Annotated in this window: 14 protein-coding genes and 1 pseudogene; 9 read left to right on the forward strand and 6 right to left on the reverse strand. The window is 74.7% G+C overall.

Going from position 1 to position 15,126, the window contains the following annotated elements:
* Positions 1 to 363: 363 nt before the first annotated feature.
* The 4 genes from tdh to JNW98_RS19030 all read left to right on the forward strand — a co-directional run bounded on the left by tdh (position 364) and on the right by JNW98_RS19030 (position 4,077).
* A complete protein-coding gene (tdh, locus tag JNW98_RS19015) occupies positions 364 to 1,392 on the forward strand; it encodes an L-threonine 3-dehydrogenase (RefSeq protein ID WP_223769456.1) in 1,029 nt (342 codons plus the stop codon).
* A gap of 50 nt (positions 1,393 to 1,442) precedes the next feature.
* A complete protein-coding gene (locus tag JNW98_RS19020; protein ID WP_223769457.1) occupies positions 1,443 to 2,636 on the forward strand; it encodes a glycine C-acetyltransferase in 1,194 nt (397 codons plus the stop codon).
* Positions 2,637 to 2,778: 142 nt separating this feature from the next.
* Entirely contained in the window at positions 2,779 to 3,693 is a 915-nt protein-coding gene (locus JNW98_RS19025; protein WP_223769458.1) for a LysR family transcriptional regulator, read from the forward strand.
* A gap of 138 nt (positions 3,694 to 3,831) precedes the next feature.
* Positions 3,832 to 4,077, forward strand: coding sequence for a hypothetical protein (locus tag JNW98_RS19030; protein ID WP_223769459.1), 246 nt, complete (start codon positions 3,832 to 3,834; stop codon positions 4,075 to 4,077).
* Between the two features lie 139 nt (positions 4,078 to 4,216).
* Here JNW98_RS19030 and JNW98_RS19035 read toward each other — a convergent pair whose 3' ends face one another.
* The 5 genes from JNW98_RS19035 to JNW98_RS36905 all read right to left on the reverse strand — a co-directional run bounded on the left by JNW98_RS19035 (position 4,217) and on the right by JNW98_RS36905 (position 8,219).
* Positions 4,217 to 4,867, reverse strand: coding sequence for a superoxide dismutase family protein (locus JNW98_RS19035; RefSeq protein ID WP_223769460.1), 651 nt, complete (start codon positions 4,865 to 4,867; stop codon positions 4,217 to 4,219).
* A gap of 88 nt (positions 4,868 to 4,955) precedes the next feature.
* A complete protein-coding gene (locus JNW98_RS19040) occupies positions 4,956 to 6,014 on the reverse strand; it encodes a methyltransferase (protein ID WP_223769461.1) in 1,059 nt (352 codons plus the stop codon).
* A 192-nt stretch (positions 6,015 to 6,206) separates the two neighbouring features.
* Positions 6,207 to 6,746, reverse strand: a complete 540-nt coding sequence (locus tag JNW98_RS19045) for a putative immunity protein (RefSeq protein ID WP_223769462.1) — start codon at positions 6,744 to 6,746, stop codon at positions 6,207 to 6,209.
* 150 nt (positions 6,747 to 6,896) lie between these two features.
* Positions 6,897 to 7,181, reverse strand: a complete 285-nt coding sequence (locus JNW98_RS19050) for a hypothetical protein (protein ID WP_223769463.1) — start codon at positions 7,179 to 7,181, stop codon at positions 6,897 to 6,899.
* Positions 7,182 to 7,442: 261 nt separating this feature from the next.
* On the reverse strand, positions 7,443 to 8,219 hold the full coding sequence (locus tag JNW98_RS36905) for an excalibur calcium-binding domain-containing protein (protein ID WP_372459277.1): 777 nt from the start codon (positions 8,217 to 8,219) through the stop codon (positions 7,443 to 7,445).
* 184 nt (positions 8,220 to 8,403) lie between these two features.
* Here JNW98_RS36905 and JNW98_RS19065 point away from each other — a divergent pair, with 184 nt between their 5' ends.
* The 4 genes and pseudogenes from JNW98_RS19065 to rbsK all read left to right on the forward strand — a co-directional run bounded on the left by JNW98_RS19065 (position 8,404) and on the right by rbsK (position 14,128).
* The gene (locus JNW98_RS19065) at positions 8,404 to 9,399 is read left to right on the forward strand and encodes a LacI family DNA-binding transcriptional regulator (RefSeq protein WP_223769464.1); all 996 of its coding nucleotides are present in this window, start codon (positions 8,404 to 8,406) and stop codon (positions 9,397 to 9,399) included.
* A 74-nt stretch (positions 9,400 to 9,473) separates the two neighbouring features.
* Positions 9,474 to 11,168, forward strand: a complete 1,695-nt coding sequence (locus JNW98_RS19070) for a sugar ABC transporter ATP-binding protein (protein WP_223769465.1) — start codon at positions 9,474 to 9,476, stop codon at positions 11,166 to 11,168.
* Positions 11,158 to 13,067 (forward strand): annotated as a pseudogene (locus JNW98_RS19075) (ABC transporter permease/substrate-binding protein). The gene JNW98_RS19070 and the pseudogene JNW98_RS19075 overlap by 11 nt, the downstream one beginning before the upstream one ends.
* A gap of 80 nt (positions 13,068 to 13,147) precedes the next feature.
* Positions 13,148 to 14,128 carry a ribokinase gene (gene rbsK, locus JNW98_RS19080; RefSeq protein ID WP_223769466.1) on the forward strand — a complete coding sequence of 327 codons (981 nt, stop codon included), beginning with the start codon at positions 13,148 to 13,150 and terminating at the stop codon, positions 14,126 to 14,128.
* Positions 14,129 to 14,180: 52 nt separating this feature from the next.
* Here rbsK and JNW98_RS19085 read toward each other — a convergent pair whose 3' ends face one another.
* Positions 14,181 to 14,558: a hypothetical protein gene (locus JNW98_RS19085; protein WP_223769467.1), complete on the reverse strand. Its 378-nt coding sequence runs from the start codon at positions 14,556 to 14,558 to the stop codon at positions 14,181 to 14,183.
* Between the two features lie 216 nt (positions 14,559 to 14,774).
* Between JNW98_RS19085 and JNW98_RS36645 the strand changes: the two genes are divergently transcribed.
* Positions 14,775 to 15,126: amidase family protein (locus JNW98_RS36645; protein WP_308015629.1), on the forward strand; the 352-nt coding region annotated here is incomplete at its 3' end.

The raw sequence follows: 15,126 nt of genomic DNA on the forward strand, positions 1-15,126 counted from the left end.
GCTCGTCCACGGGACTCCTCGGCTGTCCGGCTCCGCTGCCGTTCGAGCGCGCCCCGGGCCGGCGCGCTCGCGCCATGGGCCTGGAAGGGGAGTGGCCCACGGCCACGGGCGAGGCGGGCGGGGCGCATCACATTCTTTCCCGCGCTCCCCCACCGCACCTCAAGCAGCTCCGGCCGAGGGTTTGCACGCCGGGTCCGGCCGACCCCGGAGCGGCGTGAAGTTCTTCTGTCGACCCGCTTAAGAAATCCTCGATGGACGCCGGAGGGATCACTCGGCACATTGGTGCGCGCGGACCCATCGGTGCGCACGAACCACCGCGCGCCGACGCCGGCCCGCTGCCGACCCCCCTAGGAGCCCCTGCCCATGAAGGCACTCGTCAAGCACAAGGCCGAGCCGGGTCTGTGGCTCATGGACGTGCCCGAGCCGGAGATCGGCGCCGGTGACGTGCTGATCCGGGTGCTGCGCACCGGCATCTGCGGGACGGACCTGCACATCCGCTCCTGGGACGGGTGGGCCCAGGGTGCCGTCAAGACGCCGCTGGTGCTCGGGCATGAGTTCGTCGGCGAGGTCGCCGAGGTCGGCGCGGACGTCCGGGACATCGCGGTCGGCGACCGGGTGAGCGGCGAGGGCCACCTGGTCTGCGGCAAGTGCCGCAACTGCCTGGCCGGCCGCCGCCACCTGTGCCGCAGCACGGTCGGCCTCGGCGTCGGCCGGGACGGCGCCTTCGCCGAGTACGTCGCGCTGCCGGCCTCCAACGTCTGGGTGCACCGGACCGAGGTCGACCTGGACGTCGCCGCGATCTTCGACCCGTTCGGCAACGCCGTGCACACCGCACTGTCCTTCCCGCTGGTCGGCGAGGACGTCCTGATCACGGGCGCGGGCCCGATCGGCATCATGGCCGCGGCCGTGGCGAAGCACGCCGGCGCCCGCAACGTGGTGATCACCGACGTCAGCGAGCCGCGCCTGGACCTGGCCCGCAAGGTCGGCGCCACCCTGGCCTGCAACGTGGGCGAGTCCTCGATCGCCGAGGCGCAGCGCACGCTGGGCCTGCGCGAGGGCTTCGACGTCGGCCTGGAGATGTCCGGCCGCCCCGAGGCGCTCCAGGACATGATCGCCAACATGACGCACGGCGGCCGGATCGCCATGCTGGGCCTGCCCGCGCAGGAGTTCCCCGTCGACTGGGCGAAGCTCGTCACCTCGATGATCACCATCAAGGGCATCTACGGGCGCGAGATGTTCGAGACCTGGTACGCGATGACCGTGCTGCTGGAGGCCGGTCTCGACCTCAGCCCGGTGATCACGGGCCGGTACGGGTACCGGGACTTCGACGCCGCCTTCGACGAGGCCGCCACCGCGCGCAGTGGCAAGATCATCCTCGACTGGACCGCCTGACCGCCGGCGCCCTCCGTCCCGCCCCACCTTCACCAAGGAGCCTGTCCCCGATGTTCGACTCCGTCCGCGACGACCTCCGCGCCACGCTCGACGAGATCCGCGAAGCCGGCCTGTTCAAGCCGGAGCGCGTGATCGGCACGCCGCAGAGCGCCTCCGTCAACGTCACCGCCGGCGGCACCCCGGGTGACGTCCTCAACTTCTGCGCCAACAACTACCTCGGCCTCGCCGACCACCCCGAGGTCGTCGCCGCCGCCAAGGACGCCCTCGACCGCTGGGGCTACGGCATGGCGTCGGTGCGCTTCATCTGCGGCACGCAGGACGTCCACAAGGAGCTGGAGGCGCGGCTGTCGGCGTTCCTCGGCCAGGAGGACACGATCCTCTACTCCTCCTGCTTCGACGCCAACGGCGGTGTCTTCGAGACGCTGCTCGGCCCCGAGGACGCCGTCATCTCCGACGCCCTCAACCACGCCAGCATCATCGACGGCATCCGCCTCTCCAAGGCCCGCCGCCACCGCTACGCCAACCGCGACCTGGCCGACCTGGAGAAGCAGCTCCAGGACACGCAGGACGCCCGCCGCCGGCTGATCGTCACCGACGGCGTGTTCTCCATGGACGGCTACGTGGCGCCGCTCCGCGAGATCTGCGACCTGGCCGACCGCTACGACGCCATGGTCATGGTGGACGACTCGCACGCCGTCGGCTTCGTCGGCCCCGGCGGCCGCGGCACGCCCGAGCTGCACGGCGTCATGGACCGGGTGGACATCATCACCGGCACCCTCGGCAAGGCCCTCGGCGGCGCGTCCGGCGGCTACGTCGCGGCCCGCGCCGAGATCGTCGCCCTGCTGCGGCAGCGCTCGCGCCCGTACCTCTTCTCGAACTCCCTCGCTCCGGTCATCGCCGCCGCCTCCCTCAAGGTCCTCGACCTGCTGGAGTCCGCCGGCGACCTGCGCGAGCGGCTGAACGCCAACACGGCCCTGTTCCGCCGCCGGATGACCGAGGAGGGCTTCGAGATCCTGCCCGGCGACCACGCCATCGCCCCGGTGATGATCGGCGACGCGGCCCGGGCGGGCCGGATGGCCGAGCTGCTGCTGGAGCGCGGCGTGTACGTGATCGGCTTCTCGTACCCGGTGGTCCCGATGGGCGCCGCCCGGATCCGCGTCCAGCTGTCGGCGGCGCACTCGACGGCCGACGTCGAGCGGGCGATCGCGGCGTTCGTCGACGCGCGCGCGGCGCTCAAGGGCTGACCCGGTCCCGGGTCCGGCCGGGCTCGGGGTCCTGCCAGGCTCGGGGTCCTGCCAGGCTCGGGGTCCTGCCAGGCTCGGGGTCCTGCCAGGCTCGGGGTCCTGCCGGGCTCGGGGTCTGCCGGACCCTGGCAAGATTGACCGGGTGATCGACCCCCGGCGACTGCGCGTCCTGCGGGCCGTGGCGGAGCACCGTACGGTGACCGCCGCGGCCGCCGCGCTGTACCTCACCCCGTCCGCCGTCTCCCAGCAGCTCGCCGCCCTGGAGCAGGAGACCGGCCACGTACTGCTCACCCGCAGCGGCCGGGGCGTGCGGCTCACTCCGGCGGGCGAGATCCTGCTCGGCCACGCCCACCGGGTGGTGGCCCAGCTGGAGCGGGCCGAGGCCGAGCTCGCCGCCTACGCGGACGGCACCGCGGGCGAACTCACCGTCGCCGCCTTCGCCACCGGCATCGCGGAGGTGCTGGCACCGGTGATCGGTCTCCTCTCCGGACGCCACCCCGGCATCCGGCTCCGGGTGCGCGACGCGGAGGGCGACGAGAGCCTGCCGCTGGTCATGGACGGGGTGGCGGACGTCGCCCTGGCCGTCGAGTACCGGGGCGCGCCGCGCGAGGACGACCTGCGGCTGGTCCGCGTCCCGCTCTACGCCGAGCCGTTCGACGCGGTGCTGCACACCTCCCACCCGCTGGCGGGCGAACCGCACGTCCGCCTGGACGAGCTCGCCGACAGCGACTGGATCGCCCCCTACCCCGGCAACCCGTGCCACGACATGACCGTCCTGGCCTGCGAACTGGCCGGTTTCCAACCCCGGTTGGCGCACTCCTCGGACGACTTCCGGGCCGTCGCGGCGCTCGCCGGGGCCGGTGCGGGGGTGGCTCTCGTGCCGCGCTCCGCGCTGTCGGGCATGGACCTCAAGGACGTCGTGGTCCGTCCCGTCGAGGGCGTCACGCCGACCCGCCGTGTCTTCGCCGCCGTGCGCCGGGGGGCGGAGCGGCATCCGCTGATCCGTCCGGTGCTGGAGGCGCTGGGCGAGGTGGCGGGGTCGCTGTCGGCGTCCTGAACGCGGCTCGCGGGCCGTCCCGGGCGGCCGTGTCCCCCGTTCGAGGGATCCGGCGTGCGCGCGTACGGGGGATGAGGGGTTTCCGCGCGCCGAGGACGGCAACACGGGCAGGGACGGCCTTCCGGGAAGGAGTCCCCCGTGGTTTTCACCGCCCTGCTCATCCCTCCCCTGCTCCTGGGCCTCATCTTCGCGCTCGCGGGATACGAGGACCGTGTGCTGGGTGAGGCGCGTACACCCGGCACGGGCACGCCTGACGCGGGAACGCTCGAACGGGCACCGGCGAAACGTCACCTCAGCGTCGTACCGGACCTCCCCTCCGACGTGTCGGGCTCGTCCGGCGCCCGCGGGGAGCGCAGCGGTCGCCGGCGCCGGCACGCTGCGTGAAGCGCGGTCCGGAGCCCGCCCGGCGTCTCCGCCGTCCGGCCGGGCCGGCTCCGGACCGCGATCGTCCGCTCCGAGCCTCTGAAGTTCTCGGGGTCCCTGAGGTTCTCGGGGCCTTTGGGGTTCTCCGGGCCCCTGGGGCTCAGCGCGCCGTCCCGAAGGGCACCGTGACGCAGGCCAGCCGCGCCCCGGCCGTTCCCGCGCGGCCGGCGTGGGTTTCGGTGGCGTGCTCGTGGAGGACCACCGAACGGGCCTCCCCCGGGCGGACGCGCCAGGCCACGGTCGCCTCGGCGCGGCCGGTGCCGCGGTCGTCGGTGGTGAGGTCGAGCCACACCTCGTTGCGGGGGTTGGCGTAGGCGGGGTCGACCGAGGGCTGCACCGGGTCCTTGACGTTCTGGTAGTGCGGACCCGCGTCCTCGGGCTTCGGACCGCACGCCTCGCGGTGCACATGGGCTCCGTACGTCCGGCCGGCCGGGAGACCGTCGACGCGCAGCGTGAACCGGGTGCCCCCCTTGTGTGCGGGATGCTCCGACACCCGGACCCGCGCGCCCCCCGGCACGGCGTCGGGCGCGTAGGTGACGGCGGCACCGCCCGCGCGCGTACGGAAGCTGTCGGCGACGGTGACGGCGTTCGGTCCCGGGTCCGCGAGGGCGAGGGCGACGGCGTCCGGCCCGGGGTCCGCGGCGGCTACGGCATGCGGCCCGGGGCCGGCGGTGACGGGATTCGGCCCGGAGCCGGCAGCGGGCAGTGCCACCAGGAGGGCGGCGGCGGCCAGTGCGGATGCGGAGATCATGTGGCACCTCTTCCCCGGCGGGGGTCCCGCCTCACCGGCGCGGGGCGCGGTTCCGCCGCGCGCGCCCGCTCTCGTACCGTTCCGGGCGTCACTTGACGCCCGCCACCATCGACTCGGGGCCGGCCAGGTGCCGCACCCGGACGTCCCGGAACCCGGCCTCGGTCAGCCACCGCCGGCACTCGGCGCCGGTGAAGACGCCGCCGCCGGGTGTCTCCAGGAGCATGGTGAGGCTCATGAGGAGCCCTTGGGCGTTCTCCCGGCGGTCGTCGTCGAGCAGCATCTCGTAGACGACGAGCAGCCCGCCCTCCGGCAGTGCCGCGTGCGCCTTGCGCAGCAGCGCCCCGGCCCGGGAGGGGGTGAAGCCGCTCAGGATGTGGCCGAGGACGAGGACGTCCGCCCGGGGCAGGGGGTCCGCGAAGAAGTCGCCGGGGGTGAACGAGAGCCGGTCCGCGAGGCCGGACTCGTCCGCCCGGCGCCGGAACCCCGCCCCGACGGCCGGCAGGTCGAAGCCGGTCCCCCGCAGGTGCGGGTGGCGGCGGAGCAGATGCGTCAGCACGGCTCCCTCGGCGCAGCCGATGTCGGCGACGGTACGGTGGCGGGACCAGTCGACCGCCTCGGCGAGGGCGTGGGCGGAGCCGGTGGACAGCCCGGTCATGGCCTGCTGGAACAGGGCGAGGCGGGCCGGGTCCTGGTAGAGGGCGGCGTAGATGCCGTCCTCGCCGTCCGTGATCCCGTTCTGCGGGGCGCCCGTGCGCAGCGCCGCCTCCAGGCGGCCCCAGAGTCCGTACACCGCGGTGTCGGTCATCTCCAGGAAGCCGCCCACGCAGGCCGGTCGGCCGCGCACCAAGTGGCGTTCCGCGGCCGGGGTGTTGGCGTAGCGTCCGGCGGAGCGGTCGAGGGCTCCGAGCGCGACGAGGGCGTCGAAGAAGTCGCGGGCGGCGCGCGGATGGACGCCGGTCCGGGCACCCAACGCGTCGGCGTCCAGGGGACCTTGGGACAGTACGGTGAAGAGGTCGAGGCGGGCGGCGACGAGCAGGACCTTCGAGGCCATGAAGCCCATGGCGATCCGCATCAGGCCGTCGAGGGCCGGCGTCCCGTCGGGGACGGTGTCGGGGCCGGGCTCCGGGGTGCTCGCCGCGCCATCCATGAGGCTCCCTTGTCGCATAACGCGCACATCCGCAAGTACCGGACAGGTGTGCGTTACCCACAGGGCGTCCGGTCAGACGCGGACGGCACCGGCGCTTCCGGGCGTCCGGAGCACGGGGGCGCGGCCCGGCGCGCGCCACGTGGACGAGGGCGGACGCGTGCGAGCCCCCTCCGACCGACGCGGGCGGAGCGCTCAGTCGCTCGCGCGCAGAGCGGCGTCGAGGGCGCTCATGAGCTGTGCGACGCGGTTCTTCCCGGCCGGCGCGAGGGGGTACCGGGAGAGCACGGAGACCAGTTCCGGCGTGGCGCGCCGCCGCGCCTGTTCGATCAGCGTGTCTCCGACCGCGGGGTCGCCGCCCGCGCTCAGTTCGCCGACGCGGGCGGCACTCGCGGCGGCGCGCAGGATGTGCCCGACCTGGGTGGCCCGCGCGATCGGGTGCAGATACGCGGCGGCAGCGGCGTCGCCGGCGGACCGTGCGGCGAGGCGGGCCGCTTCGGTGCCCGCGTCCCGCGCGGCGCGGTGCGCGTCCAGCGCGGTGACGCGCTGCAGCCTGGTCCTTCTCGCGCCGTCGGCGAACTCCCACGCGGCGGCGAGCGCCGCGCGCGGGCGGGGATCGCCGGGAACGGCCTCCTCGAACGCGGGCAGGACCTCCTGGGCGCTTTCCGCCCCGTAGCGCGCGACGGCGCGCAGCTCGTCCATGGTCAGCTCGAAGTCGCCGGAGACGGTGTCCATGGTCTCGATCCTGCCACCCCTCGCGGGCGGACTCGTCCGTCCCGTGGACTGCCGCGGGCCCGTCCGGCGCGCGCCGAACACGCGAGCGCCGGACGGGCCCTGGGCCCACGCGTCACCGCGCGAGCGGGAGCGCGAGCGGGAACGGGTGCCTCAGCGCGGGAAGGGCTTGGACGCGTCCTCGTCCGCCTTCAGGCACCGGTGCAGCTTCTTGGACAGGGCGTCCGCCTGGGCGAGGGTCCGCCGGGCCGCCTCGCGGTGGCCCGCGCGCTTCTGCTTGGCCGCCTTCTGCTTCAGCTGGGCGATCTGCTGCCGCAGCTGCTCGGGGTGGCAGGTGACGTGTCCCGCCGCGACGGCGGTCTGGGCGGGCAGGGTCATGGCGACCGTGCCACCGGCCATGACGGCGCTCAGGGCGAGCGCGGCTATGCGTCGGCGCATGTGTTTCTCCAACTTCCGGTCCGGGCCCCTTCGTGGGGATCCGTGGCCTCTGAGGGACAGGAAAACCGGCCCCCTTGGTCACCCAAGGTGGCCGACGACGCGGAGCGTAACGGAGATCGCGAACGCGGGAAGTCGGCAAGTCGGGCAGAGGACGCGATCCCGGAACATAAGATCGCCGTGGCCTGGATCACTCCCCTCCCGGCCGGATCACTGCCACCGGATCCGGCGGCGCCGCGCGGTCCGCGGGCACCGGCCGCCCGGTCACCGCCGACGCCTCCGCCCCTCGCACCCGATCCCGTCGCCGTCCCGGTCGAGGTGCGGGCCGTAGCCGGGCTCGCCCCGGTGGACCGGGGCGGCGCCGGCGGCTCGGGCCGCCGCGCAGTTGCGGTAGTAGGTGGCGCCGGGGTGCTCACCACCGCCACCGCCTCCGGTTCCGTCGCCACCGCCACCGCCGGACGTACCGTGCGCACCGCCGGAACCGCGTTCCGCCTTACCGGAACCCTCCGGCGCCTCCTCCGACTCCCTCGTCACCCCCCTCTCCCCCGGCCGGCGTTCGACCGTGACGGTGACCTTCGCCCTGCTGGTACGGCCGTTCAGGGCGACGGTGTACTCGAACTCGTCCTCGCCGCCGAACCCGGCCTCCGGCGTGTAGGCGACGGTCGCGCCGTCGACGGCCGCCGTGCCGTGCCGCGGTCGGGAGACGACGCGGACGGTGGTGTCCTTGGCGGTGAAGTGGTGGGACACCCGGGCGTCGAGGTCGTCCATGCGCGTGCCCTCGGCGTCCACCGCGGTGTCGTTCGACGTGACCGGGACGTCGGTGCTCTCCCCGACCCACGTGGACGTCTCGTCGTCCTCCGCCTGCGGGCGCCAGCGGGCGGGCCGGGCGGTGGCGGAGGGCTTCGCGGTGTCGCGGGGCGCCGCGTCGTCGCGCGAGCCGCCGAAGTCGCAGCCGACGAACACGGCGACGCCGATGATCACCAGCACGAGACAGCCGAGGCAGCTCTCGACGCCGTCGTTCGCTGCCTTTTTCCCGCCCACAGCGCACCCGCTCCATTTTATTTGGCCACTACATGTATCCGGATCCTACGCGTCCCGACACGTCGCCCTGCTCGCCGACCGTGATCCGGACCACTCACCCGGCCCCCTTGACGCGACCGCCGTGTAATCGATTACCTGACCCCGTCACCCCCGCGAAAACGATTACACGACGGAGGCCCCCACCATGGCGACCATCAAGGACGTGGCCGACCGGGCCGGTGTCTCCGTCGCCACCGTCTCCCGGGTGCTCAACGGCCGCTCCCCCGTGGCCGCGACCCGCGACCGGGTCCTCGCCGCCGTCGCCGAGCTCGGCTACCGGCCCAACGTCGTGGCGCGGGCGCTGCGGACGGCGCGTACCCGGACGCTGGGGCTGGTCATCAGCGACCTGCGGAACCCGTTCTTCACCGAGCTGGCCGACGCCGTCGAACAGGAGGCCCGCCGGCTCGGCTACAGCCTGATCATCGGCAACGCCGGGGAGAGCCCGGAGCAGCAGGACGACCAGCTGCGGACGCTGCTCGACCGCCGTATCGACGGACTGATGGTCAGCTCCGCCGGCACCGGCTCGGAGGTGCTGTGCGAGATCGTCGCCTCCGACACCCCGCTCGTCCTGCTGGACCGGTCGGTCCCCGGCGTGGCCGCGCCCTGCGTGCGCGCCGAGGGGCGGGCCGCGCTCACCGAACTGGCCGCGCACCTGGCCGCGTTGGGGCGCCGCCGCCCGGCCGTGATCGTCGCGCCGGCCGGTACGCCCGTGGGGGACGAGCGGCTGGAGTGCTTCCGGTCCGCGCTGGCCGCGCACGGCGTCGCGCTGCCGCCGGAACGCGCCGTCGCGTCGCCGGACATGACGCCGGCCGGGGGCCGCCGGGTGATGCGCGACCTGCTCGCGCTGCCCGAGCCGCCGGACGCCGTGCTGGCCGCGGACAACCTGATGGCGCTCGGCGCGCTGGACGAGGTCCGGGCGCGCGGCCTGCGGATTCCGGACGACGTGGCCCTGGTGTCGTTCGACGACGTGGCCTGGTTCGCGCACACGGACCCGCCGCTGACGGCCGTGGCCCAGCCGACGCGGGAGCTGGGCCGGGCGGCCGTGCACACGCTGCTGGAACGCGTCGAGGGCCGCCCGGCGGAGTCGGTGCTGCTGCCGTCCCGGCTGGTGGTGCGCCGCTCCTGCGGCGAACCGGCCTGACCGGCCCCCCTCAACACCCCCTCAACACCCCCCAACACCCCTCACGGAACAGCCGACAGAACGAGGAGAGGCATATGACCGGCGTCAACGACGACGTACGGCCCGGCCGCGAAGGACCGCCCGGACGCGCGGAGTTGCTGCGCGTGGAGGGGGTGACCAAGGCGTTCCCCGGCGTCAAGGCACTGGACGGCGTGGACCTGCGCCTCCTCGCCGGCGAGGTGCACGTCCTGCTCGGCGAGAACGGCGCAGGCAAGAGCACGCTGATCAAGATGCTCGCCGGCGCCCACCGCCCCGACACCGGCCGGATCGTCGTCGGCGGCCGCGAGGTGGCGGTGCGTTCGGCGCAGGACGCCGAGCGGCTGGGCATCGCCACCATCCACCAGGAGTTCAACCTGGTGCCCGGCCTGACGGTCGCCGAGAACGTCTTCCTGGGCCGGCAGCCGCGCAACCGCCTCGGCCTGGTCGACCGGCGGACGATGAACGAGCGCGCGGCGCGCCTCCTGGAGCGGGTGCGGCTGCGCGTCCCACCGACGGCACCCGTCGCCGGGCTGGGCATCGCCGCGCTCCAGATGGTGGAGATCGCCAAGGCGCTGAGCCTGGACGCCCGGGTGCTGATCATGGACGAGCCGACCGCGGTGCTCACCTCCGGGGAGGTGGCGACGCTCTTCGGCATCGTCCGCGAACTGCGCGACAGCGGCGTCGGCGTCGTCTTCATCACCCACCACCTGGAGGAGATCGCGGCCCTGGGCGACCGGGTGACCGTCCTCCGGGACGGCCGGAGCGTGGCCGAGGTGCCGGCGTCGACGGCGGAGGACGAGCTGATCCGGCTGATGGTGGGCCGGGACGTCACCGAGCAGTACCCGCGCCGCCGCACCCCGGCCGGCGCGCCGCTGCTGCGGGTGCGCGGCCTCACCCGACGGGGCGTCGCCGGCGCGCCGGGCTTCGAGGACGTGGACCTTGAGGTGCGCGCCGGGGAGGTCGTGGGCCTGGCCGGACTGGTGGGCGCGGGCCGCACGGAGGTGGCGCGGGCGGTGTTCGGCGTGGACCGGTACACGGCCGGGTCCGTGGAGGTGGACGGGCGGGTGCTGCGCCCGGGCGACGTGCGGGCCGCGATGCGGGCGGGCGTCGGCCTCGTCCCCGAGGACCGCAAGGCGCAGGGTCTGCTGTTGGACGCGCCGCTGCACGACAACCTGACGCTGGCCCGGCTGCACCGGGACACCCGGGCGGGGTTGGTCGACCGGCGGGCGCAGCGGCGGGAGGCGGCGGCCATGGCCGGCCGGCTGAAGGTGCGGATGAGCGGTCTTGAGCAGCCGGCGCGGACGTTGTCCGGCGGCAACCAGCAGAAGGTCGTCATCGGCAAGTGGCTGCTGGCCGGGGTGCGGCTGCTGATCCTGGACGAGCCGACGCGCGGTGTCGACGTCGGCGCCAAGGTGGAGATCTACCGGCTCGTCAACGAGCTGACGGCGGCGGGCTGCGGGGTGCTGATGGTCTCCAGCGACCTGCCCGAGGTGCTCGGGATGAGCGACCGGGTGCTGGTGATGGCGCGGGGCCGGGTGGTCGGCGAGGTGCCGGGCGGCGACCAGGGGCCGGCCGCGCAGGACGCGGTGATGGAGCTGGCCGTCCGGCACGCGGAGGGCACGGAGACCGGCGGGGAGACCGGCGGGCAAACCGGCGGGGAGGCCGGCAGGCAAACCGGCAGGGAGACCGGCAGGCAAACCGGCGGAGACAAGGGAAACACGAGCGCGATGGAGGGCTCCGATGTCGGCTGAGGCGGCGGTACGGGCGCCGGGGACGGCCCCGGCGGAGTGGTTCACGAGGGCGGTGCTGCGCAACGGCCCGCTGGGCGGGCTGGTGGCCCTGGTGGCGGTGATGGCGGTGCTGTCCCGGGACTTCCTGCACGGACGGAACCTGCTGAACGTGGGCGTGCAGGCGTCGGTGACGGCGGTCCTGGCGTTCGGCGTGACGTTCGTGATCGTGTCGGCGGGCATCGACCTGTCGGTGGGCTCGGTGGCGGCGCTCTCCGCGACGGTGACGGCCTGGGCGGCCACGTCGCAGGGGCTGCCCGTGGTGGCCGCGCTGCCGCTGGGGCTGGCCGTCGGCGTGGTGGCGGGCCTGGTGTCGGGTGCGCTGGTGGCGTACGGGCGGCTGCCGGCGTTCATCGCGACGCTGGCCATGCTGTCGGTGGCCCGCGGGCTGTCGCTGGTGATATCGGGCGGCTCGCCGATCGCCTTCCCGTCGGCACTGAACCACCTCGGCGACACGCTCGGCGGGTGGCTGCCGGTGCCGGTGCTGGTCACGGTGGCGATGGGGCTGCTGGCGGCACTGGTGCTGGCGCGGACGTACACGGGCCGGGCCATGTTCGCGATCGGCGGCAACGAGGAGGCCGCGCGGCTGTCGGGCATCGACGTCAAGCGCCGCAAGCTCGTCGTCTACGCGCTGTCCGGGCTGTTCGCCGCCGTCGCCGGGATCGTGCTGGCCGCCCGGCTGACCTCCGCGCAGCCGCAGGCGGCGACGGGGTACGAGCTCGACGCCATCGCCGCCGTCGTGATCGGCGGCGCGAGCCTGTCGGGCGGTTCCGGCAAGGCGTCCGGAACGCTGATCGGCGCCCTGATCCTCGCGGTGCTGCGCAACGGCCTCAACCTGCTGAGCGTGTCGGCCTTCTGGCAGCAGGTGGCCACCGGCCTGGTCATCGCGATGGCCGTGCTGCTGGACACGCTGCGCCGGCGGAGCACGCGGTGAGGCGGCGGGGGCGGGGCGCGACGGCGTCGGCGGCCGTCCTGCTGGTCCTGGGTCTCGGCCTGGGCACCACCGGCTGCGACCGGGGCGGGAACACCGACCTCGGCCTGGCCCTGTCGACGATGAACAACCCGTTCTTCGTCGGCATCAAGAAGGGCGCCCAGGCGGAGGCCAAGGCCCGCGGACTGAAGATCAACATCACGGACGCGCAGAACGACCCGACGCAGCAGATCAACCAGATGGAGACGTTCACCAGCCAGAACGTCAAGGCCGCCATCATCAACCCGGTGGACTCCGACGCGGCCGTGCCCGCCGTGGGCGTCGCCAACCGGGCGGACGTCCCGGTCGTCTCCATCGACCGCGGGGTGAACGGCGGCCGGGTCGGCACCACGATCGCCTCCGACAACGTCGAGGGCGGCCGGCTGGCGGCGCGGTCGCTGGCCGCGGCGCTGGGCGGCCGGGGCCGGGTCGTCGTCCTGGAGGGGCAGCCCGGCACGTCGGCCGCCCGCGAGCGGGGCAAGGGGTTCGAGGAGGGCGTCCGGGAGTTCCCCGGCATCGAGGTCGTCGCCCGGCAGCCCGCCGACTTCGACCGCGCGAAGGGCATGGACGTGATGGCCAACCTCCTCCAGGCGCACCGGGGGGTGACCGGCGTCTTCGCCGCCAACGACGAGATGGCGCTCGGCGCGGCCAAGGCGCTGGGCTCGTCGGCCGGCGGCAAGGTGAAGGTCGTCGGCTTCGACGGCACCCCGGACGGGATCGCGGCGGTACGCGACGGCACCCTGACGGCGACCGTCGCCCAGCAGCCCGAGCTGCTGGGCCGGCAGGCGGTGGACCGGGCCCTGCGCGCGGCGCGGGGCGAGCGGCTGCCGAAGACGGTGAAAGTACCGGTGGTGCTGGTGACGCGGAAGAACGCGGCCGAGTTCGGCGGCTGAAGCCGGTGCGCGGCGGGCAGCCGCACGCCAAAGAGACACGAGAGCACGAGAGACACGAAGGATCGGAAACCGGAGACGTGATGAGGAACGACAGCGACGGCAACGGCGGCGGCAACGGCGACCGGGCGTACGACGTCCTGGTGATCGGCTCGGCCAACGCCGACCTGACGGTCCGGGTGGACCGGCGCCCCGGCCCCGGCGAGACCGTGCTCGGCGCGGACCTGGTCGAGTCGGCCGGCGGCAAGGGCGCCAACCAGGCCGCGGCCGCGGCCCGCCTCGGCGCGCGGACGGCCCTGCTGGCGGCGGTCGGCGACGACGCGTACGGCGAACTGCTGCTGGACGCGCAGCGGGCGGCCGGCGCCGACACCGCCCCCGTGCGCGTGCTCCGAGGGGCCAGGACGGGCACGGCGATGATCGTCGTCGGCCCGGACGGCGACAACTCCATCATCGTCTCCCCCGGCGCCAACTCGCGCCTCTCGCCGGACGACGTGGCGGCGGCCCGGCCGCTCGTCGCCGCCGCGTCGGTGGTCTCGCTCCAGTGGGAGATCCCCGCGGAGACCGTCCGTGCGGCCGCCGCCCTCGCGGCCGGGGCCGGGACGCGGGTCGTCCTCAACCCCTCCCCCGTCCCGCCGGAGCTCGACCGCGAACTCCTCTCGGCGGCCGACCCGCTCGTCGTCAACGAGCACGAGGCCCGGCACCTCGCCGGAGCGTCAGACGGCGCCGACGCCGACTCCGATGACCCGGCCGCCTGGGCCCGCACCCTGCGGGAGCGCGGGGCCCGTTCCGTCGTCGTCACCCTGGGCGCCGACGGCGCCCTGGCCCTGGACGCGGACGCCGCCGATCCGGTGCCCGTCCCCGGCGTCGCCGTCCGCCCGGTGGACACCACCGGCGCCGGCGACGCCTTCACCGGCGCCCTGGCCGCCCGGCTGGCCGGCGGCGCGTCGCTGGCGGACGCGGTCCGGTTCGCGGTACGCGTCGGCGCGGCGTCGGTGACGAGGCCGGGGGCGCAGCCGTCGTACCCGACGGCGGACGAACTGCCGCCGGAGGACGGCGAGGTGTAGGGGCCGGGCCCGGGGCTACGTGGGCGGCGGCCGAGGACGGGACACCGGCGCCTCACCAGATGAGGACGCCGCCGCCCGCCTCTTCCGCCCGCCATGCGGCGTCCTCGATGTTCGCCAGTCTGGCGGAGAGCTGGTCCCTGAGTTCGTCGACCGTCCGCAAGGGCCGGAGACCGGCGAGGACCTCCTCCAGGTTCTCCCGCAGGGCGGCGCACTCACGCCGGAACGCCCGCACCTGGCCGGCATCGACCCGCAGGTCTCCGTCGGCCAGGACCGGCAGGAACCGGGCGCCCGACGCACGGACCGCCTCCGAGCCCCACACAGTGGTGCGCCACTGCTCGAACCCGGCCAGGTCGGAGCACCCCTCCGGCACGTCCAGCAGGTGCACCGCACCGTCTTCATCCACCAGGAAGACATCCACCGACAAGCTCATGAGGGCAGTGGAGCACAGGCGCGACGGGACGGTCCACACAGTTCGGCGGCCTGGGCAGGCGAGTTGGCCGGCGGTCGTCCCTCGCCACCAGGGGGGAGGTGCGCGGACCGGCACGGCGGCGCGTAGGGTCGGCCCGGACCCGCCGCGGCCAGGCGCGGGTCGGGGAAGGCCGTGGGCCGGGTGGGGTCCGCGCCGGTCCGGCCGGAGTCACGGAACGTGGACCGCGACGCGGAGGAGAACCAAGTGCGCCCGTCCGGAGGAGCACCGATACCCACCCCGACCGAGGGCGTCGGGCCCGCCGACACCGTTCCGGGCCTCGACCTCGACCTCGACCTCTGCACCATCGCCGGCCTCCAACAGGCCATGGCAGAAGGCGCGTTGACCTCCGAGCGCCTCACCCTAGCCCTCCTCGAACGGATCGAGCGGCTCAATCCGCTGCTCCGCGCCGTGACGACCGTCAACCCCGACGCTCCGGCCCTCGCACGCCGGAGTGACGCGGCGCGCCGGGCCGGCCGGGCGCGCGGGCCGTTGGAGGGGATCCCGGTCCTGGTCAAGGACAACGTCGGCA

This window comes from Streptomyces huiliensis, from assembly GCF_020037025.1.
GTDB lineage: Bacteria > Actinomycetota > Actinomycetes > Streptomycetales > Streptomycetaceae > Streptomyces > Streptomyces huiliensis.

Excerpts from the sequence above, each read along its gene's own strand:
- tdh (WP_223769456.1), top strand. The coding sequence starts at position 364 with ATGAAGGCACTCGTCAAGCACAAGGCCGAGCCGGGTCTGTGGCTCATG.
- JNW98_RS19020 (WP_223769457.1), top strand. The coding sequence starts at position 1,443 with ATGTTCGACTCCGTCCGCGACGACCTCCGCGCCACGCTCGACGAGATC.
- JNW98_RS19035 (WP_223769460.1), bottom strand. The coding sequence starts at position 4,867 with ATGATCTCCGCATCCGCACTGGCCGCCGCCGCCCTCCTGGTGGCACTG.
- JNW98_RS19040 (WP_223769461.1), bottom strand. The coding sequence starts at position 6,014 with ATGGATGGCGCGGCGAGCACCCCGGAGCCCGGCCCCGACACCGTCCCC.
- JNW98_RS19045 (WP_223769462.1), bottom strand. The coding sequence starts at position 6,746 with ATGGACACCGTCTCCGGCGACTTCGAGCTGACCATGGACGAGCTGCGC.
- JNW98_RS19050 (WP_223769463.1), bottom strand. The coding sequence starts at position 7,181 with ATGCGCCGACGCATAGCCGCGCTCGCCCTGAGCGCCGTCATGGCCGGT.
- JNW98_RS19065 (WP_223769464.1), top strand. The coding sequence starts at position 8,404 with ATGGCGACCATCAAGGACGTGGCCGACCGGGCCGGTGTCTCCGTCGCC.
- JNW98_RS19070 (WP_223769465.1), top strand. The coding sequence starts at position 9,474 with ATGACCGGCGTCAACGACGACGTACGGCCCGGCCGCGAAGGACCGCCC.
- rbsK (WP_223769466.1), top strand. The coding sequence starts at position 13,148 with ATGAGGAACGACAGCGACGGCAACGGCGGCGGCAACGGCGACCGGGCG.
- JNW98_RS19085 (WP_223769467.1), bottom strand. The coding sequence starts at position 14,558 with ATGAGCTTGTCGGTGGATGTCTTCCTGGTGGATGAAGACGGTGCGGTG.